Origin of the sequence: Pseudomonas sp. GL-B-12 (assembly GCF_019955895.1) — a bacterium.
In the GTDB taxonomy this organism is placed as follows: domain Bacteria; phylum Pseudomonadota; class Gammaproteobacteria; order Pseudomonadales; family Pseudomonadaceae; genus Aquipseudomonas.
The window spans coordinates 1-26,815 of sequence record NZ_JAHBCX010000017.1; the positions used below are offsets into that span (position 1 = coordinate 1).

Here is a 26,815-nt window from a genome sequence, read left to right on the forward strand (position 1 = left end):
CCGTGTCGTTGCCGGCACCGGCGAGCTCGGTCACCACGTCCCCAAGGTCGGTGACTTCGTAGACATCGTCGCCAACACCGCCGGCCATCGTGTCGGCACCCGTACCCCCGATGAGAATGTCATTGCCTGCGTCACCATTGAGGATGTCGTTGCCGCCCAAGCCGTTCAGGATGTCGTTGCCATCACCTCCGCTGGCCAAGTCGTCGCCTATCGTGCCGGTCCATATGTCGACACCCGCGGTACCGACAAACAGTTCGCCGACCACTGTCGTTGCGGCAGAAGTGACCCGCTCGAGTGTGCCGAGGTCATCGACGTAACTCGCGACGACACGCAGTTGCTGACCGGTCTGCGCCGAGCTGGGCGTGAAGGTCGTGCCCGTCTCGCCGGCGATGTCGGTAAAAATCGCACCGCTCCCCACCTGCCACTGATGGGTAATCACCGAAGTCGTGGTCCCGTTGGCGTCGGTGAACGCATCCGTGGCGGTCAAGGCAAAGCCTGGCGTCGGAGTCGTATCGCTGATCAGCACCGCTCCAACCGGCAGGACATTGACGGTGCCGGTACCGGCCGGCGTGATCGGTGCGGTCGGCGCCGAGAACACCTCCTCCAGCACGCCATTGGCGTCCTTGTAGACTGCCCTGACGCGCAGAGCCAGTCCGGTTGGCACGACGAGTTGCGGGATAGCCGGCACGGCACCGATGAGGGTCGCCGGTGGTGGGACCCTGAGTTCCGTGCCCACCGTGACGGTCGTACCCTCCGCGCGCGCGACCTCCCCGGCGGCAAAGAAGGTGATGTCTTCGAAGACGCCCGAGCCCGGGCTCGGTTCGAACTGCCAGAAGAAACTGATGGGACTGGTGATCGCGCCGCCGGTCGCGGTATTGTCGGCATCAGAGATGTCTGCCGCCGATACCGTCAGCACCTGGCCGACGGCAGGCGTAGGATCGTCGATCCTCAGCGAACCGACTGGCGCCGAGTTCAAACCGCCAAGCACGATCGCCTGATCGGAGAACTGCACCCGCTCGATATTGCTGAGGGTGTCGGTCCCGTCCCTGCCAGCGACACTGTCGATGACCGTATAGGTGCCGTTGACGTTTTCAATCACGGTGTAATCCGCCAAATTGCCGGAGAACAGCGCCGTGTCGAAGTCGGGACCGGTCGCCGTCAGAATTTCACGGACGACCTGGAGCTGGCCGGGGTTATAGGTACCGTTCAACATCAGCGGAACCAGAGGCGTCATGTTGTCGAAACTGGCGATTTCCGGCCCGGTGCCATCGATGTTCTGCCGCACGCTGATGCGCACGTTGAGCCACTTGTCGCCATCGATGAGGTCATCGCCGGCACGGCCTTCGATGACGTCGCTGCCGGCACCACCCAGGATAATGTTGCCCCCGTCGAACTTATCGTCTGCAGTACCCACGATGCCATCGGTGCCAGCAGCAGCGGCGCCGACGAACGCCCGCAGACCACTGATGAGGTCGAAGTTGGTGAGCACGCTGCCCGTGGCGCCAGCGATAGCGAGCGTTACCGCGGTGGAATCATCGCCGCTGAGGAAATCGGCGTGTGCCGATCCCGACAGCCCTTCCACCAGGTCCAACCGGGCAAGGATCGACGCGGTGGAACCGGGCACCGCCGGCTGATCGAAGAAGCGCTGACTGGAGTTGAGGCCAATGGTCACGCCGACCGGATCGTCCTTGTAGGTCGCCCAGTCGTAACCGGAGAACCCGATGAAACGGTCCGCCTCGCTGGGGCTGCCGACCATGATGTCATCACCGCCTTCCCCATCGAAGTTATCCGGTCCGCCATCGCCCATGAAGACATCGTTGCCAATGATCGGATCGTTGCCGAATGGGTCGAAGTTGTCGCCGGCAACGCCATCGGCGGATCCGCCCTGGATCCAGTCGTCGCCTTCACCGCCGCGCGCGAACTCGTTCGCCTTGCTGCCGAGGATGAAGTCGTTGCCCAGGCCGCCACTGCTGTCGGCCGCGTCCTCGCCAGTGATGATGAAGTCCTGGCCGGCCTGGCCGAGGATCAGGTTCAGGCCGTTGCCGCCCTGGATGACGTCGTTGCCGTCCTCGCCGTGGATGACGTCGTCGCCGCCGATGTCGGTGATGATGTCGTCACCGGTACCGCCAAGGAGTTGGTCGTTACCGTAGCCGCCATCGATCCGGTCGTTACCGGCATCGCCATAGACAGTGTCATCGTCCGAGTCGCCGGCAATGAGGATATCGTTGCCGGGCGTGCCGCCGAGCACGACCGTATCAGCGCCGGTGTAGTGCAGGTAGTTGGTATCCGGGCCCACTGTGCCGGGGTTGTCGCGGATCACCAGCGGCGTGAGAAAATCAGTGCGCGGTGAGCCAATCGGGTGGACCGACGGACCAAACGGATCGGCGGTGACTGGCAGATCATCGATCGTGCCGACGATGCCGTCGGGCCCGGCCACCACACTCGGGTTGTACTGGTTCGCCTGGTTGACCTCCAGAGTGTAAGCCGGCGTCAGGAAAACCCTGGCCGAGAGGTGTGTTGCGTCGGTATTGGCCATGACCAGCGCGGAGAACGTGTTGTTCTCAAGCTCCGCGCCAAAGTCCATCGAGGCGGTGCGCTCCAGATAGTAGAAGCGGTCTCCGTCCTGGAGTTTCTCCATCTGGTTCTCGAAGACGAAGTTGAAGGTCGAGCCGAGCATGCCGCCAAAGGGCATTTTCTCCTCGGCCAGCCCGCCAACCCAGAAGTCGACGTTGTCCAGGCCGGTGATGGTCACGTCGTCTGCGGTGTTCAGAATACCGTCCGCACCGGCGGTGCTGGCCCAGGCTCCCGTGCTGTTCAGGAAGTCGACACGGTCGGCCGGTGCAGTCGCGCCGCCTAACACCAGGTCCGCAGCCGCTGCGCGCTTGTCCGCCAGCGTGATGGCGCCGGTGATGGTCGAGTGCGTGCCGTAGGCGGCGATGAAGTTGATCAGCGATTCCGGATGTTTTATGTGCTGCACGAAATCGGCCCAACTGGTGTAAGGCTTCAGCTCTGCGTCGCCAGTAGGCAGATAGAACTCCCGCCGCGCCGCGTTCAGCGACGGAATGCCGGTATCGCGGCCGCGCGCCAGGTTGATGGCAGGCAGATCGAGCGGCAGGCCGAGCAGATTGTTGCGCAGGGCTTCAGTGACGAACTCGTCAATCTCGTTGCCTACCTGGCGGGTCACGCCGCGCACGATGGCACCGGCCGCCTGTTCCGGGGTCGGACCGCTGCCCGCGAACGCGATCGGGTTGAGGAAGGCCTGAATCAGCCCGATATCGCTTGAGGCGAAGTTCGGATCCAGCCGGTCGACCTGCTCCAGCAGCATCGAGTGCCCGAAGCGATAGACGGTGTGCGCGAACTCGGCAACGATGCTCGGATCGATCGCGGTGTCGTACACCTGGCCCGGGGCGAAGAAGGGATCGACCATCGGCTGGATCGTGCGCGCGAACTCCTCGAACACCAGGTGCTGGTACTGCATCTCGGTGCCGAACTTCGCGGTCTGGAACAGGCGCTCGCCGTTCCAGTCGAGGGTCGAGGTGTCGGCAGGAACGGCAGTGACGGGCGTCAGCAGCCACTCGTTCAGGAACGACACATCGCCACTTGCCGCTGTCGCCAGGACCACCGCCATGGTGTGATCGACCAGGCGGTTGTGCTCATGGTGGAAGATGGAATGGACGGTGGTCAGGCCAATGTTCTCGTTGACCCGGCCGTCGCCAGCGATGTAGTGCGCATCCAGCAGTTCGTTGTCGTAGAAGCCGGCGGCTACCGGCCCGCCGACGACGGTGTCTACATCAGGCAGGAGCGCTGCGCCGGTCTGGCCGTCCACCGGAACGGCAGTGTGCGCAATGTCGTTGAGGAAGGCATGACCGGTGCGCACGGCATCGACCAGGCTGATGGGCGCCAGCGGATTACCTTCGACGAGCACATCGTCGGCCGTGCCGGCAATGCCATCCGCCCCCTTCATCACGACCTGCGGAAAGCCGTTGGGGCCCTTGATGAAATTGCCGTAGGCGTCGGTCGCGAGCAACGGCACGTTGTCGAAATCGGCATCGGTGAGATTGATGCCGAGCAGATCATGGGCTTGCGCCTTGACTACCTTCCAGGTGGCCATGCCACCGATCCCGACGTCGTCGGCCGTACCGAACACGCCATCGGCGCCCAGATCACGATTCTCGATCAACTTGCCGGTGGCCACCGGATCACCGGCAGCGTTGAACTCGTACGCGCGCAGGAACACCTGATGCGAGGGATGCGAGCTGTAGGTCTGGTTCTGGTCGACAAACGGCGAGGTGGTGTTGGTGTTCTCGTGGATGTCGTCGGCCGTGCCCAGAATGCCATCGGGACCGGGCTGATTGGTGGCACGCGTCAGCACCATGAAGTTGGTCGGGCTACCGGGCACGAACAGCGGGTCATCCGGCTGCAGCGGAACGAACACGGTGCCCGAGCCGCCCTTGGTGACGAGGTCCAGTCCATGGTCGAAAAACTGGCCGAAGAAGGTCATCCATTGGTTGAAGGGCGCGGTCAGGCCCGCGTCGGGGCTCACGTTCGGGTCGAAGAAGGTCTGGAACGTCGTGCCATCGGTGCGGGTACCGGTAACCACCTGTGCACCGACCTTCAAGACATCGTCAGCCGTGCCAAGGATGCCATCCAGACCCGGATCGAAGGTGGCCGCGACCGCCGCCGGGTTGTTGGCGGTCTGGTCGACGATCAGGTTGCTGATGGTGCGCGGCTGCGAATCGATCACCAGGCCGCTGGTCTGGGTGTAGCTCGTGCCGGCGTCGGCCGTGCGGAAGTCCGGCGTGGTCAGGCGCGGGAATACGTTATCGGCAGCACCGAACTCGGGATGAAGCAGGTTGTTTTCCGTCCCTTCGACCGTGCGCAAACCGAACGGCATCCGTATATTCGGCAGCAGAGAAACCAGGTTCTCACCCGCCGCGTTGTGTTCCGCGATCTTGATCTGGTCAAGGATGAACGCCAGGTCGGATTGCGTGTAACGCACACCGTTGCTGGGGGCAGTGGTCTGCGGATCGATCAGCGAAGGCGCCGGTGCGGGGGCCGGCGCCGCGGCCACTATTGCCGTGGTCGGTGCCGAGAATACCTGCTCGGTCACGCCATTATCGTCCGCATAGATGCCTTTGACGCGCACTGCCAGGCCGGCAAGATCCGACGTCACCGTGAGAGTGGGCGCGTCCGCTCTTGTAAATCCGAGACCGATGCGGCCTGGCCCGAGGATGATGTCCTCGAAGACGCCCGAGCCCGGTGCCGCTTCAACCTGCCATATGTAACTGATGGAATTGTTGATCCCCCCGCCCGCGTTGTCGTCATCGGTGATGCCTGCCGCCGACACGGTCAGCGTCTGGCCAACGGTCGGTGCGGTGTTATCGACCGTCAGTGCACCCACAGGCTCGGCGTTGACCCCCTGCACGAGGACCACTGCCTGATCGGAGAACTGCAGCCGCTCGATGTGGGTGAGACGGTCGGTTTCTTCCTTGCCTACATTGTCGGTCACGGTGACGATGTCGGTGCCGGCGATATCGAGGGGAATGGCGGGATCGACGACGATGCCGTTGACGGCGATCGTGTAGTTCGCCAGAGGGCCCAGGAAGTTGACGGTGTCAAACGCAGCCCCGCCTGCGGATGTACCGGGCAGGATTTCGCGCACGGCGACGAGCTGGCCGGGGTTGTAGGTACCGTTCAGCATGAGCGGGATCATCGGCGTCATGCTGTCGAAGCTGGCGATCTCCGGCCCGGTGCCATCCACGTTCTGACGCACGCTGATGCGCACGTTGAGCCAACTGTCGCCGTCGATGAGGTCGCTACCGCCACGGCCTTCGATGATGTCGCTGCCATCGCCGCCGAGGATGATGTTGCCCGCGCCGAACTGATCGTCGGCCGTCCCCCCGATACCGTCGGCACCGAATCCGGCGCTGCCGACGAAGGCCCGCAGGCCGCTGACGAGATCGAAGTTGGTGAGGATGCTGCCCCTGGCCGTGATGTTGGCGATGATGGCTGCGTTTTGTTCATCGCCGCGCAGGAAGTCGGCGAAGGCCGACCCCGACAGGCCCTCCACTTCCGCGAACCGGTCATAGACCGCATCGGGCGATTGCGCCACCGCACCCACGATATTGCCCGCGGCATCGGCCACCGGGTGATAGGGACTGAAGAACGGGGTGACCATGTCGACGGTCACGCCGAACTTGTCATTTTTGTAGGTGGTCCAGTCGAACCCGGACATGCCGTCCATCTTGTCCTGAGCGTCGCTGGCGACGAAGGTGTCGTCGCCGCCCTCGCCGATCATTTCATCGAATCCGCCGGTGCCGATGAAGATGTCGTTGCCGGGCACATCGTCGGACAAGGTCGGGCTCATGTTATCGCCGGGCGCACCGTCCTGGGTGCCGCCCTCGATCCAGTCGTCGCCTTCGTTGCCGGTCGGCGCGAGGTTGACCTTGGCGCCGAGGATGAAATCGTCGCCCGCGCCGGCGAAGGTCATGGTGATGTCTTCGGTGGTGATGATGAAGTCTTTGCCAGCGCCGCCGAAGACCAGGTTGTTGAGGCCGAGGGTCGAGTTGCCGGCCTGGATGACGTCGTTGCCGTCCTCGCCGCGCAGGGTGTCGCTGCCGCCGATGTCGGTGATGATGTCGTCGCCGGCACCGCCAAAGACGTTGTCGTTGCCGTAGCCGCCGTCGAGCCGGTCGTTGCCGGCGTCGCCATAGACGGTGTCGTCGTCCGAGTCGCCGGCAATGAGGATATCGTTGCCGACCGTGCCACCCAGCACGACCGTATCGCCGCCGGTGTAGTGCAGGTAGTTGGTATCCGGGCCCACTGTGGCGGGGTTGTCGCGGATCACCAGCGGCGTGAAATGGTCAATCCGTGGTGAGCCGATCGGGTGCTCCGACGGGCCAAAGGGGTCGGCGTTGGCGGGCAGATCGTCGAGCGTGCCGACGATGCCGTCCGGGCCGGCCACCACACTCTGATTGAACTGGTGCGTCGGGTCGGTCTCCAGGATGAAGGCCGGCGTCAGGAATATGTTAGCCGACAGGTGTGTTGCGTCGCTGTTGAGCATCACCAGATTGGCGAACGAATTGTTCTCAAGCTCGGTGCCGAAGTTGAGTCCTGCGGTGCGGGCCAAGTAGTAGAAGCGGTCGCCATTCTGCAGGTTTTCCAACTGGGTTTCGAAGACGAAGTTGAAGCTCGAACCCAGCAGGCCGCCAAAGGGCATCTTCTCCTCGGCCAGGCCGCCGATCCAGAAGTCGACGGAGTCCAGGCCGGTGGTGGTCACGTCGTCTGCGGTGTTCAGAATACCGTCCGCACCCGCGGTGCTGGCCCAGGCGCCGGTACTGTGCAGGAAGTCCAGGCGATCAGCCGGCGCCGTGGCGCTACCGAGCACCAGATCCGCAGCCGCGGCGCGTTTGCCCGCCAGCGTCGTAGCGCTAGTGATGGTTGAATGCGTGCCGTAGGCGGCGATGAAGTTGATCAGCGATTCCGGGTGTTTCATGTGCTGCACGAAATCGGCCCAGCTCGTGTAGGGGGTCAACTGGCTGTCGCCGGTCATGTGGTAGAACTCGCGCCGCGCCTCATTCAGCGACGGGATGCCGGTGTCGCGGCCGCGCGCCAGGTTGAGGGCGGCCAGGTCCAGCGGCAGACCGACCAGGTTGTTGCGCACCGCGTCGGTCACGAACTCGTCGATCTCGTTGCCGACCTGACGGGTCAGGCCGCGTACGATGGCGCCTGCCGCCTGCTCATGAGTGGGGCCGCTCGCAGCAAATGCCAGCGGGTTGAGGAAGGCCGCGATCAGGCCGGTCTGTTGATTGCCCGGGGCAATCGGATTGCCGTCACCGACGACGTTGAAATTGGCATCGAAACGATCGACCGTCTCCACCAGCATCGAGTGACCGAAGCGAAAAACCGTGTGCGCGAACTCGGCGACGATCGACGGGTCGATCGTGGTGTCGTTGCCCATGGGTGCCAGGAAGACGTCCACTTGCGGCTGGATGGTGCGCGCGAACTCTTCGAACACCAGGTGCTGGTACTGCATCTCGGTGCCGAACTTGGCCGCCTGGAACAACCGCTCGCCGTTCCAGTGCAGGGCCGCGATGTCGGCCGCCGTCACCGGCAACGCTGCCAGTTGGGCGTCGGGCATCAGCCACTTGTTCAGGAAGTCGAGGTCGGCGGAGGCCAGCACCGTCGCCTTGGTCTGGTCAACCAGCCGGTTGTGCTCGCTGTGGAAGATGGAATGCACCGTGGTCAGGCCGATGTTCTCGTTGACGCGGCCATCGCCGGCGATGTAGTGCGCATCCAGCAACTCGTTGTCGTAGGTGCCGGGCGCTTGCAGGCCGCCAATGACGGTGTCCGCGTCAGCCGTCAAGCCGCCGGTCGGATCGGCGCTGTGGGCGATGTCGATGAGGAACTGGTGGCCGGTGCGCACGGCGTTCGTCAGGCTGATGGGTGCGGCCAGATTACCCTCGACGAGCACGTCGTCGGCCGTGCCGGCAATGCCATCCGCGCCCTTCATCACGACTTGCGGAAGGCCGTTGGGCCCCTTGATGAAGTTGCCATAGGCGTCGGTCGCCAGCAGCGGCACGTTGTCGAAATCGGCATCGGTGAGGTTGATGCCCAGAAGCGCGTTCGCCTGCGCCTTGACCACCTTCCAGGTGGCCATGCCACCCGTCAAACTGTCGTCACCGGTAAACAGGATGCCGTCGACACCGGCAGTCCGGTTCTCGATCAGCTTGCCGGTGGCCACCGGATCGCCGGCGGCGTTGAGCTCATAGGCGCGCAGGAATACCTGGTGCGAAGGATGCGAGCTGTAGGTCTGGTTCTGGTCGACAAACGGCGAGGTGGTGTTGCTCTGCTCGTGGATGTCATCGGCGGTGCCGAGGATGCCGTCGGGACCGGGCAGATTGGTGGCTCGCGTCAATACCATGAAGTTAGTCGGGCTGCCAGGCACGAACAGTGGATCGTCGGGCTGCAGCGGAATGAACACCGTGCCGCTGCCGCCCTTGGTGACCAGGTCCAGGCCGTGGTCGAAGAACTGGCCGAAGAAGGTCATCCAGGCGTTGAAGGGCGCGGTCAGGCCCGCGTCCGGCGTGATATTGGGGATCTGGAAGACGGAAATGTCATCGGCGGTGCCGAACAGGCCATCCAGCCCGGGGCTGGTGACCACCTGTGAATCCGGATTGGCCGCTGCGGCCGCGACCGCCGCCGGATTGTTGGCGGTCTGGTCGACGATCAGGTTGCTGATGGTGCGCGGCTGCGAGTCGAAGACGAAACCGCTGGTCTGCAGGTAGGAGGTCGGCGTGGTTCCGCCAGGATCGGCGGGACCGAAGAAGCCGACCGGCTGGACCTGCGCGGTATTGAACACCGGCGTCGTCATGCGCGGAAAGAAATTGTCGGCGGCACCGAACTGGGGATTGGCCAGGTTGTTGTCGATGCCGGAGACGGTGCGCAGGCCGAAGGGTACCTCTACGTTCGGCAGCATGTCAGCCAGACTCGCGCCTGCCGCATTCCGTTCAGCGATGAAAATTTGTTCGAGAATGAACTCAAGATCGGACTTGATGAAGCTGGCCATGGCTGTTTCCTCGATGCTTGACTAGTCAGGAAACCACACGCATAAAACACGGCTGCAAACGCGTGGTTTAGTGTTGAACCCCATAAACAAAAAACAGAAATTGAACGACGGGACCTGATTTCACGGCCGCACCGAGCCCTTACTGAATCGCGTGCGATCAGCAGTGCTCAACTGAGGATCAATGCCCCATGGCAACCGTATTTACAGGCTGGTGTTGCGCATCAAGGAGGCGACGGCCCATGAATGCAGGTTGAATAGAAGGTGCAACTTACTAAAGGCCTCGTCACGTATCGGGGCTCTATGCATTTGTCCATGTAGCTCTCTCAGGCATAAGGGGCTTGTCACAGATGCCACACATCCAGCGATCAGAGTCATTGGCCGGAATATGCTCGCGAAGATCGCCATAGTCCGGGACTTCCTGAGGGGTGATGGCACGGTTCTGCCTCCATGCGGCTTCGTCAACAAGCCTTTTATCCATGAGCAAACGGGCATCGACCACGAATTGACTAGTATGTATTGGAGACGGGTTCCACACGCCTGGTGGCGGAGTCAGGAAATCATTAGAACCATGGGTTTGGTTCTGATTGAGTGGAACACCCACACTGTCGTACTGAAAATTGTACTGGAACGTTTTCTCAACAGAGATTTCAAGTGAACTGAGTTCGACTTGAATGCCCAGCGGGCAGACATCCTGGCCTGTATGGCCGTAAGGTGACAGTACAGGGCGCGAATGGCCGGCCACACTATTGGTAATAACCCCCGGCCGTTGTTGCCGGAAATAGCGATGATCCAGATTGATCGAGAATCTTTTTGAACTATTCATCGCGCCTCCCGCCTTCAACCTCAAACGCTAGCTCTACACTCCATTAAAAATGAGTATTGAGGGGCTACCCGGATGTGTACAGAGACGAAAGCCCAATCAAATTCTGAGACCTTGGTCAATGATTCGGATCAGACCTTGGTCGAATCAGACACTGGCCAAACGTCCAGTAGCGGAGTGCCCGGGAGCCAGGGCCCCCGTGCGAAATTGCGCCATTTGAGCCGCTCAACCCAGTTCGTAATCTGCGCCACAATAATTCTGGGTTTGACCATGACGTTCGTTGGAAACCTCGTAAGCCAGAGTATCGAAGAAGCAACGGTTCAAACGGCGGCAGAGACGGGCGCGCGTTATATGCAGAACTTCCTCGAACCTTTCGTCCAAGGATTAACCACTGCCAAAGAACTCCCCGATGGAACTATTCAGACCATTGATCAGCTGCTGTCCAGCACCTCGTTCAGTACCCATGTTGTCTCGGTGAAGATCTGGCTTCCAGACGGCACGATTGTCTACAGCGCCGACAAATCCGCGGTCCAAAAACATTTTCCGACAGAGGAGATCTCACAGGCGCTGACAGGCAAGATCTATACAGAGCTGGACAATGATTTTGAGGATGATACTGAGGATGCTTTTGAGCGAAGCCTGAATATTCCGTTCTATGAAATTTTTGCTCCACTGCGCGAAGCGGGTACTGGAAAGATTATTGCGGTGGGTGAGTTCTACGAAACCGCGGAAGCGTTACAGCGCGAAATAAATAACGTTCGCAAGAAAGTATGGGCGATTGTTGGTACAGCAACGATGGCCATGCTTTTACTGTTATTTTTTATCGTTCGGCGTGACGACAAGATTATAAAGCAGCATGAAACAGCACTTGAATGGCGAATGCATGAGCAAGCAAAGTTGCACTCAAATAATGCCGCCCTTCAGCGCAAAGTCACTACAGCTAATCGCGAATTCTCCAGAATCAATGAGCTCACTCTTCGTCGGATCGGGGCAGATCTTCATGATGGTCCTGCTCAGCTGTTGTCTCTTATTCTCCTTCGCCTTGAAGAGCTCGAAGATTCGCAAGGCGCCTCAGATGGGGAAGTCCTCGAAATGATCAGACGTGCCGGTAAGGATGCTTTAAACGAAGTGCGGGAAATATCACTCGGCCTGGCACTTCCGGAAGTCAATGATCTGACCCTGCACGATGCGCTGGTATTGCTTGCCGAGCGGCACGAAGAGCGAACCGAGACGCGAGTCGAACTGGAGCTTGATACTCTTCCAGAGGATGTACCGATAGCGCATAAAATTTGTATTTACCGCTTCGCCCAGGAAGCATTGAACAATGCCTATATTCACGCCGGTGGAAAAGGCCAAAAACTCAGTGCCTCTTACTGCGAAGGGCTACTGGAAGTGCAAGTCGAGGATGCGGGAGTGGGTATTTCAACCGAAAAACCGAGTGTACCAGGTCGAGGTAGAACTCATCTGGGCCTTGTCGGCATGCGCTATCGCGTCGAATCCCTCGGCGGAATATTCATCATTGAATCGGCGCCCCATGCCGGTACCAAAGCCAGGGCGCAGTTCAAAATCTGATCACCGTGCCAAAATGATCGTTGCACCCAAGTAACCGCAAGCGCTTATCGCCCGTTACTTGTCTTACCGTTGTCATTCAAGTCGCGGCGTTGAAGAACACCACATAAGCCAGGTATATGGTCACTCTCCCAATGCCGTCTCACTGCTGCGACTGCCTGCGTCCGGTTACGAACCCGTAGCTTGTACATGACATTCGTCATGTAGTGCTTGATGGTCTTCTCGCAGAGTTCAAGCTTGATCGCGACCTCGCGGTTAGTCAGGCCCTTCGATACCTCCCGGATAACTTGTTCTTCGCGATGGGTCAGCTCGACCTTTTGCTTATCACCGGCGTGCTTTCTGAAATTGCTTAACAGCTTGCTGGCCAGCTTGGGTGTAATGAAGGTTTCACCACCGGCAACATTTCTGATGGCTTGTACAAGCTCATGACCGCTTATGCCTTTCAACACATATCCTTGCGCGCCCGCTTCGAGGGCGGAATAGGCGTCCTCGATGGACTCAGATACCGTCAGCATCAAAATTTTGACTGCCGGCGAAGAAGCTGAGATCGCTCGCACGGCAGCAAAGCTATCGCCCGGCATGTTTAGATCCATCAGCAAAACATCCGGAGCAGAACGAGCGGCAATTTCCAGGGCATCATCGGCAGACTCGCCCTGTCCGACCACCTGAAAGTCAGCTATTTTCTTCAGCGCCATTGTGACCCCATCCCTTAACAGCGGGTGATCATCAACGATACCAATCTTGATCATGGAACTCATAGGAAGCTCCTCATAAGAGGCGATGGAGTTGCATGGTGGTGTCCGCGTTTCAATTTTCACCCCTCGCGTCATGCCGAATCGGCAAACCCAGTCATCTCCAGGATGTCCGGGACGACAGCGGTTGTGGGTACGAGGGGGGGTGCAACTAATGAGCCATTTCAATAGCGCGGAAAAAAATCCAAATGAATTAACCAGCTATTTCTGAGTGTTTGAAGCGAGAGAAAAGGTGAGGGGGGGAGTATTCCTCAAATCAGGTGGTAAACGCCCGGTTGGGTGGGTGAAATGCCCCATTTATGGAGACAGTAGCGGCCCTGTTTCACCGACCGCTTTTGGTCGGGGCTGCTTGCCCTGAGAGCGGGTTGATCGGACATTTTTAGCGAGTTGACGCGCCAGTCCTTTTTGCATCATGTCGTATCATGGATCATCCGTACGCCCAGGAGAGCCAATGCCCATATCAAATACAGGAATCCGCGCCCAGCAAGCGGACTTGACCCGTGCGCGTATTCTGAAGGCCGCCATACGTGTTTTCAGCCAGGACGGTTTCTCGGGAGGGCGCATCGAGAAAATCTCGAGACTGGCAAAATCCAATGACCGGATGATCTACTACTACTTCAAAAGCAAGGAGCAATTGTTCATCCGCGTACTGGAAAGTATCTACTGCAGCTTCAACGAAGCGCAGGGTCGCCAGCGTTTCGATCTCAGTGACCCGGTTGCCGCACTGCAGCAATTGATTGGTTTCGTGTGGAATTACTACATTCAACACCCGGAGTTCATCAGCATCCTCAACACCGAGAACCTGCACAAGGCGAGCCACTCCAGAAAGTCACCCGTGCTCAAGGCCCTTTCCGGAGAAGCGCTGGGTAATCTTGCGCCGATCATCGAATCTGGCCAGTCACAGGGCCTGTTTCGTCGAGACGTCACAATCAATCATGTCTACCTGCTCATTTCCTCGCTTTGTTATTTCTATAACTCCAACCTCCACACCCTGGGCGCGTTCCTGGACACCGACCTGACCCGCCCGAATGCCAGGGACCAATGGTTGAGCTATGCGTGCGACCAGGTGTTACGGGGCCTTCGTAAAACACCGGAGATTGATCACTAGGCGTCTGTCTCAATGGCTGCCCGGATTGGCACGCAGCCACGCAACCTGTTTGGTCAGTTCTGGCCAGGCAGACTTCTGCGGGGCGAACTCTGCCCGCAGGTACGCCACCAGATCCGCTACCTGAGTGTCGGAAAAACTCGCCTTGAACGCCGGCATGTACCCCAGGTCACCGTTCGCCGGGCTTTCAATTCCCTGCAAAATCACCTGGATCAGGTTGTTGGGCCGCTCACTGTGCACGCTGGTGTTGGCCGCCATGGACGGGCTGACACCGAACAGAACCGGGCCGCCTTGCGCGGCACTGTGACAGCCCAGGCACGCGCCTTCGAAAATCCTCCGTCCTGCCGCCAGATCGGCCACCCGCAGGCTCACATTGACCTTGGCCGGCGTGCGCTGCGCGGCAAGTTTTTCACCCGGCAGCGATATCAGGTAATTGGCAATCGCCCGAACATCCGCTTCAGGCAGCGTCGCCAACCCGGACACCACCGGTCCCATGGGACCGGCTGCCACGCCATGCTCATTGGAGAAGCCCGTGCGCATGTACTCGACCAACTGCTCTTCGCTCCAGGGCACCGATGCTGTAGCCATGCCCGCCAGCGGTGGCGCTTCCCAGCCGTCGACAACCGCGCCCGCCAGAAACGCACGCCCCCCCTTCTCTGCCCCCATCAGGTTGCGCGGCGAATGGCAGGCCGCGCAGTGCCCCAGTCCATTGACCAGGTAGTTGCCGCGGTTCCACTGCTCGCTCTGCCCGGGAACGTCCTGATACTCACCCCGGCCGAGAAACAAACTGTTCCAGCCAGCCATCAACGGGCGAACATTGAACGGAAAGCTCATGCTATTGGCCGGCGGCGTGCTCGATACCGCCGGTTGGGACATCAGGTAGGCGTAGAGCGCCTGCATGTCGGCCTCTTTCATGTTGCGAAAGGCCGTGTAGGGAAAAGCCGGATACAGGTGTTTTCCATCACGGCTGACCCCCTGGCGCATGGCTCGATCAAAAGCACTGAATGACCAGTTGCCAATACCCGTCGCCGGATCCGGAGTGATATTGCTGCTATAGAGCTTGCCGAACGGTGTGTCCATGGCCAGCCCACCGGCATTGACAGTGCCGTTGGGGCCGGTGTGGCAGACCGCACAATCACCCGTTTCAGCCAGCAGCCGGCCACGCTCCAGCGTGGCGGCGCTCCAGGTTCCCGCAGCGGGCGCTGCAACCCTGGGAATTTCCAGGCGCCACGGCATCGCCGTCAGGCCAATGCCCATGGCTGCGCCGAACAGGCCCGCGACCCCGCCGAATAGCCATTTACGCCGCTTCGATTTGACCGGGGCAGCGTAAGGCAAACCAATCGGGTCTTGAGGATCAGCTGGTTCTTTGAGCTTGAGCGCTGCCAGCACTCGCTCGGGCGTAATCGGCAGCTCACGAAAACGAATGCCCGTGGCATCGAAAATCGCGTTGGCGATAGCAGCTGCGCTGGGTACCGACGCGGACTCACCGGCCCCGAGGGGTGGCTCACTCTGACGTGGCATCATCATCACATCGACAGCCGGCAACTCGGGAAAGGTCAGAATCGGGTAACCGCCCCACTCCTTGCTCGACACCCGCGATTCCTCGAATGTCACCTGTTCCTTGAGCACCCGGCTGGTGGACTGTATGACATTACCGTGGATCTGATGCTGCACACCGGCCGGGTTGATCATCATTCCGGCATCATGCCCCACCACCACCCGGGTCACCGCCACCTCGCCAGTGGCCTTGTCGATCGCCACATCCGCCACCCACGCAGCCCATGCCGCACCGAAGCCCGGGAACTTGCTGTGGACGTAACGCGCATAGGCAAACCCGCGCCCACGCAGCACGCCATCTTCGGCCGGCGTCTGGCAGGGCTCGGTGCGCGGGGTCCAGGCCGCCCGCTGGGCAGTGGAGCGCACCAGCTCGGCAGCGCGCTCGTCCGGCAGGTAACGCAGGCGGTACTCTACCGGGTCAACCCCGGCCTCGAAGGCCAGCTCGTCGATATACGACTCATGGGCAAACACGTTCGGCAGCGCCGAGACCCCGCGCAACCAGGACGCCCGGACGATAGGCGCCATATCATTGATGCGCACGCGCAGCTCGGGGTACTCATAGTGGGGAATGGAGGTGCGGTCGCCCATTTCATAAATAACGGGTACAGGTTCTATACGGCCCGTCAGCAGCAATGCGAGGTTCGGCGCACCATTGGAGGGATAGCTGGTGCGAAAGTCATAGACCGCCAGATCGCCGGCAGCATCGATGCCGCCGTCCACCTCCATCAACTGGGCCGTGCCCTTGGGCTCCCAGACGTGCTCCTGTGCACGCGTCAATTGCACGCGCACCGGCTTGCCGACCGCCCGCGAAAGCAACAACGCATCGGCACACACGTCATCCGCGCAGTTGCGCCCATAACAGCCAGAGGCTTCCATGCGGATGATTTCGATCAGTTGTTCGTCACACTCCAGCAGCCAGGCCAGATCCGCCCGCAACAGGTGCGGGTTCTGCGTGCCAGACCACAGGAGCGTGCCCTCGGCATGGTAATCGGCTACCGCGCAGGACGGCCCGATGGAGGCGTGCAGTTGGTAGGGCCACAGATAGTTGCGAGTCAATCGACGGTTGACCGAGGCGAGCGCAGCATCGACATTGCCGGTGTCGTGCACGACCCTTTCGATGTGCGGATTGTCACGAATCGCCTGTTCGACATTCTGCAGATCCGGCAGGTGATGCTGCCAGGGTTTCCAGCTGACCTTGAGCTCATTCGCCGCCTTGATCGCCTGCTCCTCGCGCTCGGCGACCACGCCGACAAAATCGCCGATAACCACCACCGCCACAATGCCGGGCAGGTGCGCGATCGAAGACTCATCGACGCCGAGCAAACTGGTGCCGACAAAAGGGCCGGTGTCGTAGCCATCATAGGGCGGCCGAACCATGCGCCCATGCAGCATTCCGGGCACGCGCATGTCATGGACAAACGTGCACTCACCGGTGGCCTTGGCTGGGATGTCGATCCGGGAAGAACTCTGCCCGACCAGTCGATAGTCTTCGACTGCCTTGAGTGGCGCATTACCCGAAATGCTCAGCTCAACGTGCAGTCCCTTGATCAACGCCTCGAACGGAATCTGCCGGGCCTGCGGCCCCAGAATGCAGCCTGCCTCGATGCGCAAACTGGCGACTTCCACACCCCAGCGCTGCGCCGCCGCTTCCAGCAGCCAGCGGCGCGCCTCCGCCGCCGCATTGCGCAATGGAATCGCCGAGATCTGCAAGGTGGCGCTGGCAATGGTTGCACCCTGGTTAGGCGCCCGCGAAGTATCGCCGAGCACCATGCGCAATTGGTCCATGCGCAGGTCAAGCTCTTCTGCCACGATTTGCGCCAATGAAGTCTGTATACCGGTGCCCAGGTCTACGTGACCGTTGAAGGCATAGAACTTGCCGTTGTCGCACAAGGCAATAAACAGCCCAAGCTCCATGGGTTTGAGCACCGGCTGTTGGCCCTTGGGCACAGGCCCTGAGGGCGGCTGAATCTGATTGACCACCAGTAAAACGCCATCGCGTGCGCGCAGTTGCGCCTGGGTAGGAACAGTAGAAATTGCATCAGTCACAGTGAGGGCACTCCCGGCAAAGCTGAACGGCGCGCTGCACCGCCTTGAGAATTTCGAGGTGAGTGCCGCAGCGGCACAGGTTGGCCGCCAGCGCCCGCCGTATCTCTTCATCACTGGGAGCGGGGTTACGATCAAGCAGGGCCTTGGTGGTCATGATCATGCCATTGAGGCAATAGCCGCATTGGGCCGCCTGCTCCTCGATGAACGCCTGCTGAACCGGATGCAACAGCGTTCGGGAACCCAGCCCTTCGAGCGTGGTGATGTTGCGACCGGACATGCCGGCCCACGGCAACACACAGGAGCGCCCGGCCTTGCCATCGACAATGACGGTGCAGGCGCCGCATTCACCCAGCCCACAACCGTACTTGGGGCCGTTCAGCAGCAGGTCATTGCGAAGAATCAACAATAGCGGCGTGTCCGCCATGGCTGTGCAGCTCACGGCTTGCCCGTTGACCGTGCACGCAATACTGACCGGCGTTGTCGCAGAAACTTCCTTATTCATCATGTTACCAACCAACTCATGAAGTGCTTACTACATGAAAAGGCAAAATCGGTGCCAAGACCTGAATAGGAAGAAATTTACGAGGGTACTTATGCCTGGCTGTCTTGCTCTTGCGGATCGTCAATCATTTTGCGCAACAGAAACATCAGGGCCACGCGCTCACCCGGGTTGAGGTTGCTCATGGTCAGCTCGCTGATCTCCTGAGCACAGGGAACCGTCTGCTCCACGGCCGCAAGGCCTGCCTCGGACAGGCTGACAATCACCTTGCGCTTATCCTGCTCATCGTGCCCCAGCACCACCAGGTCCCGGGCCTTCAAGCGCTCGATGATGCCACGTATGGTCGCCTGGTCGACCGCCGTCATCTTCACCAGCTCACTCAGGGAGCTGGGACCGTTATCGCGGATGGCACACAACGTAATGAACTGAACCGCCGTCAACTGCGACTCGCCGACGTTTTGCTGGAAGATCGCCATATGACGCTGGTAGGCCTTGCGCAGCCAGTGACCGACCTGATCGGTGTAGGAGTAATCGGTAGAACGCATTGTGGGGAGATGTCCAAGGAAACAGGAAGGGGAGCTACGATAGCTCAACCCAAGCCTCGATGCGCGTTCAGACAGCCCCGCACGCCGTATCGAAGCCGGGTTCGAGCCTGGTTCAACGAGCCCTGGAAGCTTCGGGCGCAACCACATCGCCCTGCAGCACCACGGCCTGATCATCAAGATAGATATCGCAATTGCGCAGCGGGATATCCAGATGGCAAGGGGTTTTGCGCTTGCCGCCTACCTCGGTGTTGGGGCCAGTGGAGAACAGGAAGTTGCCATAGAACGCGCGGGCGTCCATACACATCCCGTCGTTCTTGTCGTGCAGGCCCATCGCAGTCCATTGGGCGCGCGGCTGCAGGCCCCAACCGATGTGCGAGATGCCATACACCTCGGGATCCTTGAAATAGGCCATGTACTCACGCAGGTACTGGGCCTCGAAGCCGCCGTGAATACCGGTGATAAATCCCTTTTCGATTTCCAGGGTGATGCGCTCGCGACAGTAGTTCTTGAACGGCAATACGATGTCGCCAATGTCCAGCACCAGCACGCCTTCGGCGGTTTCCTCGTTGGGCCAGGAGAACAGAAAACCACTGGGCCAGTGATCCCAACGCCCCGGCTCGTCGGCAAAGCCGTACTCGGTCACCGCCGGATACTGACCCAGCGCCGCGCGAAAATCGCTGCCGGCACCAGAGCGCACAGTGATCGAGCGCGCGGCCTTGAGCATCTCTTCGGCCGCCAGTACCCGCACCTTGTCCGCTTCGCTCGGCAACATCCGCGCCAGCACTTCCGGGGGCTCCACCGCCAGCAGAATCCGCGTGCCGGTCTTGAGAATCTGCTCCTGCTCGGGGGAATGCAGCAGCATCATGGTGTCGATAATCAGGTCCGCTGCCTCCAGCGCCCGCTGGGCCGCCAGGTTGCCGGTCAACGCGGTATCCCCGCAATACGCGGTCATGTCATTGCCCATCGCCACCGGCGCATTGAAAGCCGGCAACTCCACGGCATACACCTTGGCGCCCAGCCGTTGCGCGGCCTCGGTGGCGGCCCGCACGGTACGCTGGTTGGAGTAGTGGCTTTTAAGCACGGCAACGCTTTGACTCGAGTCGACTCGCGAAAGCTTGAGCACGTGCTCGAACATCTGAACCAACTCACCATCACTGACAGCCATTTCGCTTCTCCTCTCGCTGATTAAACGCACCAAATCCGCGCGACCGGCGCTGAACTGGTGCAAATTTATAATGTACACATTGATTATTGGCAAATATTAATCGATTTTATCTGTGACACAAGCCATTCATAACAATGGGAACATCGGTAACACAGTCCAGCTATACATGGTCAAAATGAAACACGAGCGCAAAAAAAGGCTGGCCGTAGAATTTTTGAACATCCACTTCCAAAAAAAATAAAAGAGTGCATACACTGTAATTGCGATCCGATCCCGCTCCCGGGTGATCGGCTTTGGAAGAGATGAGCGTTATGCGCACAACACAACGAATTGCCATCATTGGCGCCGGCCTCGGTGGCGCGGCCGCCGCTACTTCGCTGCAACAGGCCGGTTTTGAAGTGAATGTCTACGAACAGGCCCCAGCGTTCTCCCGGTTGGGTGCCGGCATCCATATGGGCCCGAACGTGATGAAGATCTTTCGGCGCATGGGCATTGAAAAGCAGCTGGAAAACATGGGCTCGCATCCCGACTTCTGGTTCAGCCGAAGTGCCGATGGCGAATACCTGTCCCGCATTCCCCTGGGCGAGTTCGCCCGCAAGGAATACGACGCGGCCTACATCACCGTGCACCGCGGCGATCTGCACGCACTGCAAATGTCGACCTTGAAACCGGGAAGCGTGCATTTCGGCAAACACCTGGCCAGTATCGAAGACACCGGCAGTGAAGTGCGCCTGCAATTCGCCGACGGCACACACGCCCAGGCCGACATCGTGATTGGTGCCGACGGCATCAATTCCAAAGTCCGTGAACATCTGCTGGGCGTCGAGGCTCCGACCTACAGCGGCTGGGTCGGACATCGCGCCCTGATCCCGAGCAGCAAACTGGCGAAGTACGACTTCAATTTCGAAGATTGCGTGAAGTGGTGGTCGGGGGACCGTCATCTGATGGTCTATTACACGACCGGCAAACGCGACGAGTACTACTTCGTCAGCGGGGTGCCCCAGGCTGAATGGGAAGGTGGCAACGCCAGCTTCATCGGCAGCTCCAAGGAAGAAATGTTCAACACCTTCAAGGGCTACCACCCTTCGGTACAGGCGCTGATCGAAAACGCCGAATCCATCACCAAATGGCCGCTGCTCAACCGCCAGCCCCTGCCCGTCTGGAGCAAAGGCCGGCTGGTGCTGCTGGGCGATGCCTGCCACCCGATGAAGCCACACATGGCCCAAGGCGCAGCCATGGCCATCGAAGACGGCGCGATGCTCGCACGCTGCCTGCAGGAAACCGGCCTGAACGACTACAGCACCGGCTTCCGGCTATATGAGGCCAACCGCAAGGAACGCGCCTCACGCGTGCAGACGATTTCCAATGCCAACACCTGGTTGCGCACCCAGGAAGATCCAGCCTGGGTCTTCGGCTACGACCTGTATTCCCACCCCCTCAAATCGGAATCGGCGGCATGAGCAACTTCCTCCATGGCGGCAACGTTCAGGCCAACGGCATTCGTCAGCACTATCTACGCTACGGCGGCAAAGGCCAGCCACTGCTGTTGATTCCGGGCATTACCAGCCCGGCCATCACCTGGGGGTTTGTGGCTGAACGCCTTGCCGAGCACTTCGATACCTACGTGCTCGACGCGCGAGGCCGCGGGCTATCGTCCACCGGGGAGCAACTGGCTTATGACACCGACACCTGTGCTGACGACATCCCGGCATTTGCCCAAGCGCTCGGACTGACCGACTACCACCTGCTTGGCCACTCCATGGGCGCGCGTTTTATTCTGCGTGCTGCAACTCGCCACCCACAGGCCCCGATCAGCCGCCTGGTACTGGTCGACCCACCTGTGTCAGGGCCCGGCCGACGCGAATACCCCGGCAAGCTGCCGTGGTACGTCGATTCGATTCGCCAGTCACTCAACGGCATGAACAGCGAGGACATGCGCACGTTCTGCCCGACCTGGACCGAAGAGCAGCGAACCCTGCGCGCCGAATGGCTGCACACCTGCCATGAGCCCGCCATCGTGAAGGCCTACGAGGACTTCCATACGGTCGATATCCATCAGGATTTCCCCTTGCTGACACGCCCCGCACTGTTGATGGTCGCTGGCAAGGGCGGGGTGATTCAGCCCGAAGACGAAGCCGAGATTCGCGCCTTGCAACCAGCCCTGCAGGTCAGCCACGTGAGGGACGCCGGGCACATGATCCCGTGGGACGATTTCGGCGGGTTTTTCGATGCTCTTGGCGACTTCCTCGACCCTTCATTCAACTGATACGGAGACACTCATGAACAAGCATTATCGCATCGGCCAGATTGTCCCCAGCTCCAACACCACGATGGAGACCGAAATCCCGGCCATGCTGACGGCCCGTCAGTTGATCCGCCCGGAGCGCTTCACCTTTCACTCTTCCCGCATGCGCATGAAGCACGTGAAAAAAGAAGAGCTGGCGGCCATGGATGCCCAGTCTGACCGTTGCGCGCTGGAGCTCTCCGATGCTCGAGTCGACGTGCTCGGTTACGCCTGCCTGGTGGCGATCATGGCCATGGGGCGCGGCTATCATCGCGAATCACAACAGCGCCTGGGGCAAGTGGTGCGCGACAACGAATCTGACGCATCAGTCATCACCAGTGCCGGCGCGCTGGTAGACGGGTTGAAGGTTCTGGGCGCCAAGCGTATCGCCCTGGTCGCCCCGTACATGAAGCCGCTGACTGAACTCGTGGTCGACTACATCGAGCATGAAGGCATCGAAGTCAAGGTCTGGCACGCCCTGGAAATCCCGGACAACCTGGCCGTGGCACGCCATGACCCGGCCAACCTGCCAGGGATAGTGGCCGACCTCGACCTGGAGGGTGTGGATGTAATCGTGCTTTCCGCCTGTGTGCAGATGCCTTCCCTGAGCGCCGTGGCCAAGGTCGAAGCCCAAACCGGCAAACCGGTGCTGACCGCTGCCATCGCCACCACTTACGCAATGCTCAAGGCGCTGGATCTGGAGCCGATCGTACCCGGCGCGGGCGCCCTGCTGTCGGGCGCTTACTGAGGATCTTGACATGGCCAGTGCACAGGACAACTACCAAGGCGTATGGGGCAATCGCATCGGTTTCGGCGACCGCCCCGCGCTGCTGATGATCGACTTCATGCAGGGGTACACCACCCGGGGCGCGCCCCTTTATGCACCCGGCGTTGTCGACGCTGTGGCCGAAAGCGTTGCGTTGCTGGCCAAGGCTCGTCAGGCAGGCATCCCGGTGATTCACACCAACATTCGCTATCATCCCGGCCATTTCGCCGATGGTGGCATGTGGGTGAAAAAGGCCCCGGTGATGAAGGACATGGTCGAGGGGAACCCTTTGGCCGCGTTCTGCCCCGAAGTACTGCCCCTGGCGGAAGAAGTAGTGCTGAGCAAGCAATACGCCAGCGCATTCTTCGGCACCTCCCTGGCACCGATGTTGCTGGCCAGCGGAATCGACACACTGATCCTTGCCGGCTGCTCTACCAGTGGCTGCATCCGGGCGACGGCCGTCGATGGCGTGCAACATGGTTTTCGAACCATCGTCGTGCGCCAGTGCGTCGGGGATCGGCACGAGGCGCCCCACGAGGCAAACCTGTTCGATATCGACAACAAGTACGGCGACGTCATCAACAAGCAGGAGGCACTGGATTACCTGAGCCGCCTCTGACGCACCGATGGTAACAACGACGCGGGCGCTGCATGGCTGCGCCTCGCTCGTGCACTGCCATCACACGGACGATGAAGAGCAAACCGCCTCTTGAGGTGGACACACAATAAAAAAGGCCGTCCAGAAGCCTATTTTCCTGAACTGCCCCCTATGAATCGCTTTGCGCCGCTGTGTTTTCGCGGCAGATCCAGGAGATCCATCATGTCATTCAGCGACGCCCCCACCGTGAGCCTGGCCCAGGCCACCACCACCGACACCTATCGCAAGATCGTCTGGCGACTGATTCCGTTTTTGTGCTTTTGCTACCTGGCGTCCTACTTGGACCGAATCAATGTCGGCTTCGCCAAGCTGCAGATGCTCGACACGCTACACATGAGCGAAACCGCCTATGGCCTGGGTGCCGGGCTGTTTTTCGTCGGCTATATCCTGTTTGAAGTGCCGAGTAATCTGGTGCTGGAAAAAGTCGGAGCGCGGCTCTGGATCGCACGCATCATGATCAGCTGGGGCCTGCTGTCGGGCCTTACCATGTTCGTCACCACCGAGTGGCAGTTCTACACCCTGCGCTTTTTGCTTGGCGCCGCCGAAGCCGGTTTTCTGCCAGGCGTGCTGTACTACCTGAGCCAATGGTTTCCCTCGTACCGCCGCAGCCGCATCATCGCCCTGTTCATGATCGGCCTGCCGCTTTCGAGCATGCTCGGCAGCCCGATTTCCGGCTGGATCATGGGCAACTTCAATGGCGTCGGCGGCCTGCACAGCTGGCAGTGGCTGTTCCTGCTCGAAGCCATCCCGACCGTGGTGCTGGGTCTTTTGTGCTTTGCCGTACTGCCCAATGGAATCCGCCAGGCCAAATGGCTGAGCGACAGCGAAAAAAGCGAGCTGGAAGCCGTATTGGCCAAGGACGAAAGCGAGAACACCGGCGGACATTCGTTCCGAGACGGCTTCTTCAACCTCAAGGTGTGGATGCTCGGCGGTATCGATTTCTCGATTCTGCTCAGCGCCTATGCCATGGGTTTCTGGTTACCGACGTTCATCAAGAACGCGGGCGTCTCCAACCCCGGCGACATTGGCTTGCTGGTGGCCATTCCGAGCCTGGCCGGGCTGATCGGCATGCTGGCCATCGGCGCCAGTTCCGACAAGCATCGCGAGCGCCGCTGGCACATCATCGTACCGTTTATCATCGGTGCGGCCTCGATGTTCATGGCGACGTTCTACACCCAGAATGTCGCGATCACCGTCCTGCTGTTCTCCCTGGCGTCGCTGACCATCATTGGTGCGGTGCCGGTATTCTTCAGCTTGCCGGCCACCTTCCTCAAAGGCACCGCGGCTGCCACCGGCTTCGCCCTGGCCTGCTCGGTTGCGAACATCGCCGGTCTGGTCAGCAACTCGCTGATGGGAGCGGTGATGGACCATTTCCACAGCCCACAGGTTGCCCTATGGTTCTTCGCCGCCTGCCTGCTTGCCAGCTCGCTGCTGGTGCTGGCGTTACCGGCCAGGATCGTCAATCGCTGAACTGTCCCGGCAGGGCACTACCTTGCCGCACCGGATAACCCGGCATTTCTGCAGCGGTCATCAGCGCGGCTTCCCGAGCAATCGGGAAGCCTTTCTCGTTGTATTGGTTTGCCCGTTATCAGGAAAGCTTCGCCCACTCGTCGCGCTGCATCACCTCGACAATGATGGGTACCGGCGTCATCAGGTGGGTGCGCATCATGGTTGTCGCTCGAAGGGTGTCGCGGGCCAGAATGGCTTCGACCAGCGCGGCATGTTCCTTGCGCTTCAACGCCAGGGCCTCTTCGGAGAACACCGTTTGCGTCAACCACAAGTGACGATAGCGCTCGGCCTGGTCGAACAGGTAAGTACGCGCCTGAAGTAATTGCCTGGAACCGCAACCCGCCGCGATGGCGCTGTGGAAGGCCTTGTGCCGCTCATCCCAAACGTCGAGCACCTTCTCACGGGTTGTCACGTCCATGACCTTTGACAAGGTATGAGACTGCGCCAGGATCTGGGCTTCCCAGGCGTCATCACCCCGCTCGATGGCCAGGCCCACGATCATGGCTTCAAGATTGGCGCGAGCATCATAGATGTCCTGCATCTCTGACAGCGACATGGGGGCTACGCGGTAGCCTTTCTGACTGATGACCACCACCAGGTGTTCTGCCACCAACTGCGAAAGTGCTTCGCGCAGCGGGCCGACACCCAGGTCATAGCGCTCCTTGAGCCCGCTCATGAGGAGTTTTTCACCGGGCTTGAATGTGCCACGGATGATGTCCAGCTTGAGCCGTTCATACCCGCTGAATGCAGAGTTGAGCCTGGGGGTGACGCTATCCAAGGTGCTGCTCCAGAACTTGCCAAACCCCAATCATACCCAAACATCTATCAGACGAAAAACATTCGACAAATTAAGATTTTGTCGCCTAATTATAAAAATGTAGACATTTTAGTTTTATGGCGATACTTTTCTTCTGCCAGATCCAGACCACTGCTGGAAGGCGCCAACCACTACCTTCGCCCGGGAGTTGCCATGAACGCCTTTACTCAAATTCAGGACCTTGTGATGCCTCTGCCATCGCAGAGCAAGGGCTTCACCCTTACCCCTTCCAACCAGTCGCCGCGCCTGCTTGAGCTGAAATTCGCCAAGGAAACCGTCGACGCGTTCGTCAAGGCGGTGGCCGAGTGGCCGGTCCAGGCACTGGAGTACAAGTCGTTCCTGCGTTTCCGCATCGCCCAGATCCTTGACGAGCTGTGCGAAGGCACCCTGCGCCCGGTGTTGGTCAACAACATCCTGGACCGCGCCACCGGTGGCATGCTGATCACGCCTGAAGGTTTGAACGACGTGTCCCAGGCCGATGACATGGTCAAGTTCTCCTCTGCAGTCGCCCACCTGATCGGTCGCTCCAACTTCGATGCCATGAGCGGCCAGTTCTACGCTCGCTTTGTGGTGCTCAACACCGACAACTCCGACAGCTACCTGCGTCAGCCACACCGGGTCATGGAACTGCACAACGACGGCACTTTCGTCCAGGAGCGCACCGACTACGTGATGATGATGAAGATCGACGAGCAGAACATGGAAGGCGGCAACTCCCTGTTGCTGCACCTGGATGACTGGGAAGATCTGCACCACTACTACACTCACCCACTGGCTCGCCGTGAAATGCGCTTCACCGCACCACCCAGCAAGAACGTGCGCGAAGACGTGTTCCACGCAGTGTTCGACAACGACGCCGAAGGTCGCCCGACCATGCGCTACATCGACCAGTTCGTGCAGCCCAAAGACTTCGAGGAAGGTATCTGGCTGAACGCCCTGAGCGAATCGCTGGAAGGCAGCCCGCAGAAACTGTCGGTACCGGTGCCGGTCGGCAGCTTCGTGCTGGTCAACAACATGTTCTGGCTGCACGGCCGTGACCGCTTTATCGCCCACCAGGGCCTGCGTCGTGAGCTGATGCGCCAGCGTGGCTACATCAGTTACCAGAAAACCCTGTACCAGCGCGGCCAATAAGGTTTGCCAAGGGTTGAACCGGCG

General features: G+C 60.2%; 16 protein-coding genes. 8 read left to right on the plus strand and 8 right to left on the minus strand.

Annotation, left to right across the window (positions count from 1 at the left end; translation table 11 throughout):
- On the minus strand, positions 1-9,568 hold a 9,568-nt coding region (locus KGA85_RS10690), incomplete at its 3' end, for a peroxidase family protein (RefSeq protein WP_223543100.1).
- 298 nt (positions 9,569-9,866) lie between these two features.
- Positions 9,867-10,391: a hypothetical protein gene (locus tag KGA85_RS10695; protein WP_223454539.1), complete on the minus strand. Its 525-nt coding sequence runs from the start codon at positions 10,389-10,391 to the stop codon at positions 9,867-9,869.
- 72 nt (positions 10,392-10,463) lie between these two features.
- Here KGA85_RS10695 and KGA85_RS10700 point away from each other — a divergent pair, with 72 nt between their 5' ends.
- Positions 10,464-11,960, plus strand: a complete 1,497-nt coding sequence (locus KGA85_RS10700; protein WP_223531904.1) for a sensor histidine kinase — start codon at positions 10,464-10,466, stop codon at positions 11,958-11,960.
- Between the two features lie 44 nt (positions 11,961-12,004).
- On the opposite strand, the gene KGA85_RS10705 is transcribed toward KGA85_RS10700, so the two are convergent.
- Positions 12,005-12,715: a response regulator gene (locus tag KGA85_RS10705; protein WP_223454543.1), complete on the minus strand. Its 711-nt coding sequence runs from the start codon at positions 12,713-12,715 to the stop codon at positions 12,005-12,007.
- A gap of 445 nt (positions 12,716-13,160) precedes the next feature.
- Between KGA85_RS10705 and KGA85_RS10710 the strand changes: the two genes are divergently transcribed.
- Complete coding sequence (locus tag KGA85_RS10710; protein ID WP_223543101.1) at positions 13,161-13,817, plus strand: TetR family transcriptional regulator; 657 nt, start codon at positions 13,161-13,163, stop codon at positions 13,815-13,817.
- A 9-nt stretch (positions 13,818-13,826) separates the two neighbouring features.
- On the opposite strand, the gene KGA85_RS10715 is transcribed toward KGA85_RS10710, so the two are convergent.
- The 4 genes from KGA85_RS10715 to KGA85_RS10730 form a co-directional block, all read right to left on the minus strand.
- Positions 13,827-17,417, minus strand: a complete 3,591-nt coding sequence (locus KGA85_RS10715; RefSeq protein WP_223543102.1) for a molybdopterin cofactor-binding domain-containing protein — start codon at positions 17,415-17,417, stop codon at positions 13,827-13,829.
- Positions 17,410-17,919 carry a (2Fe-2S)-binding protein gene (locus KGA85_RS10720; protein ID WP_223454657.1) on the minus strand — a complete coding sequence of 170 codons (510 nt, stop codon included), beginning with the start codon at positions 17,917-17,919 and terminating at the stop codon, positions 17,410-17,412. The genes KGA85_RS10715 and KGA85_RS10720 overlap by 8 nt, the downstream gene beginning before the upstream one ends.
- Positions 17,920-18,008: 89 nt before the next feature.
- Positions 18,009-18,461 carry a MarR family winged helix-turn-helix transcriptional regulator gene (locus tag KGA85_RS10725; protein WP_223443300.1) on the minus strand — a complete coding sequence of 151 codons (453 nt, stop codon included), beginning with the start codon at positions 18,459-18,461 and terminating at the stop codon, positions 18,009-18,011.
- Between the two features lie 112 nt (positions 18,462-18,573).
- A complete protein-coding gene (locus tag KGA85_RS10730) occupies positions 18,574-19,626 on the minus strand; it encodes a 2,5-dihydroxypyridine 5,6-dioxygenase (protein ID WP_223443310.1) in 1,053 nt (350 codons plus the stop codon).
- Between the two features lie 311 nt (positions 19,627-19,937).
- Here KGA85_RS10730 and KGA85_RS10735 point away from each other — a divergent pair, with 311 nt between their 5' ends.
- The 5 genes from KGA85_RS10735 (at position 19,938) to KGA85_RS10755 (ending at position 24,804) form a co-directional block, all read left to right on the plus strand.
- Positions 19,938-21,086, plus strand: coding sequence for an FAD-dependent monooxygenase (locus KGA85_RS10735; RefSeq protein ID WP_223454549.1), 1,149 nt, complete (start codon positions 19,938-19,940; stop codon positions 21,084-21,086).
- Positions 21,083-21,892 (plus strand): alpha/beta fold hydrolase, encoded by an 810-nt coding sequence (locus KGA85_RS10740; RefSeq protein ID WP_223454551.1) that lies wholly within the window; start codon positions 21,083-21,085, stop codon positions 21,890-21,892. Before KGA85_RS10735 ends, KGA85_RS10740 begins: the two co-directional genes overlap by 4 nt.
- A 13-nt stretch (positions 21,893-21,905) precedes the next feature.
- The gene (locus KGA85_RS10745) at positions 21,906-22,658 is read left to right on the plus strand and encodes an Asp/Glu racemase (RefSeq protein ID WP_223454553.1); all 753 of its coding nucleotides are present in this window, start codon (positions 21,906-21,908) and stop codon (positions 22,656-22,658) included.
- A 10-nt stretch (positions 22,659-22,668) separates the two neighbouring features.
- On the plus strand, positions 22,669-23,295 hold the full coding sequence (locus tag KGA85_RS10750; RefSeq protein WP_223531908.1) for an N-carbamoylsarcosine amidohydrolase: 627 nt from the start codon (positions 22,669-22,671) through the stop codon (positions 23,293-23,295).
- A gap of 201 nt (positions 23,296-23,496) precedes the next feature.
- Entirely contained in the window at positions 23,497-24,804 is a 1,308-nt protein-coding gene (locus tag KGA85_RS10755) for an MFS transporter (RefSeq protein ID WP_223443326.1), read from the plus strand.
- 118 nt (positions 24,805-24,922) lie between these two features.
- On the opposite strand, the gene csiR is transcribed toward KGA85_RS10755, so the two are convergent.
- Entirely contained in the window at positions 24,923-25,621 is a 699-nt protein-coding gene (csiR, locus tag KGA85_RS10760) for a DNA-binding transcriptional regulator CsiR (protein ID WP_223454556.1), read from the minus strand.
- A 192-nt stretch (positions 25,622-25,813) separates the two neighbouring features.
- On the opposite strand from csiR, the gene glaH reads away from it, so the two are divergent.
- Positions 25,814-26,791: a glutarate dioxygenase GlaH gene (glaH, locus tag KGA85_RS10765; RefSeq protein ID WP_223531910.1), complete on the plus strand. Its 978-nt coding sequence runs from the start codon at positions 25,814-25,816 to the stop codon at positions 26,789-26,791.
- Positions 26,792-26,815 lie beyond the last annotated feature (24 nt).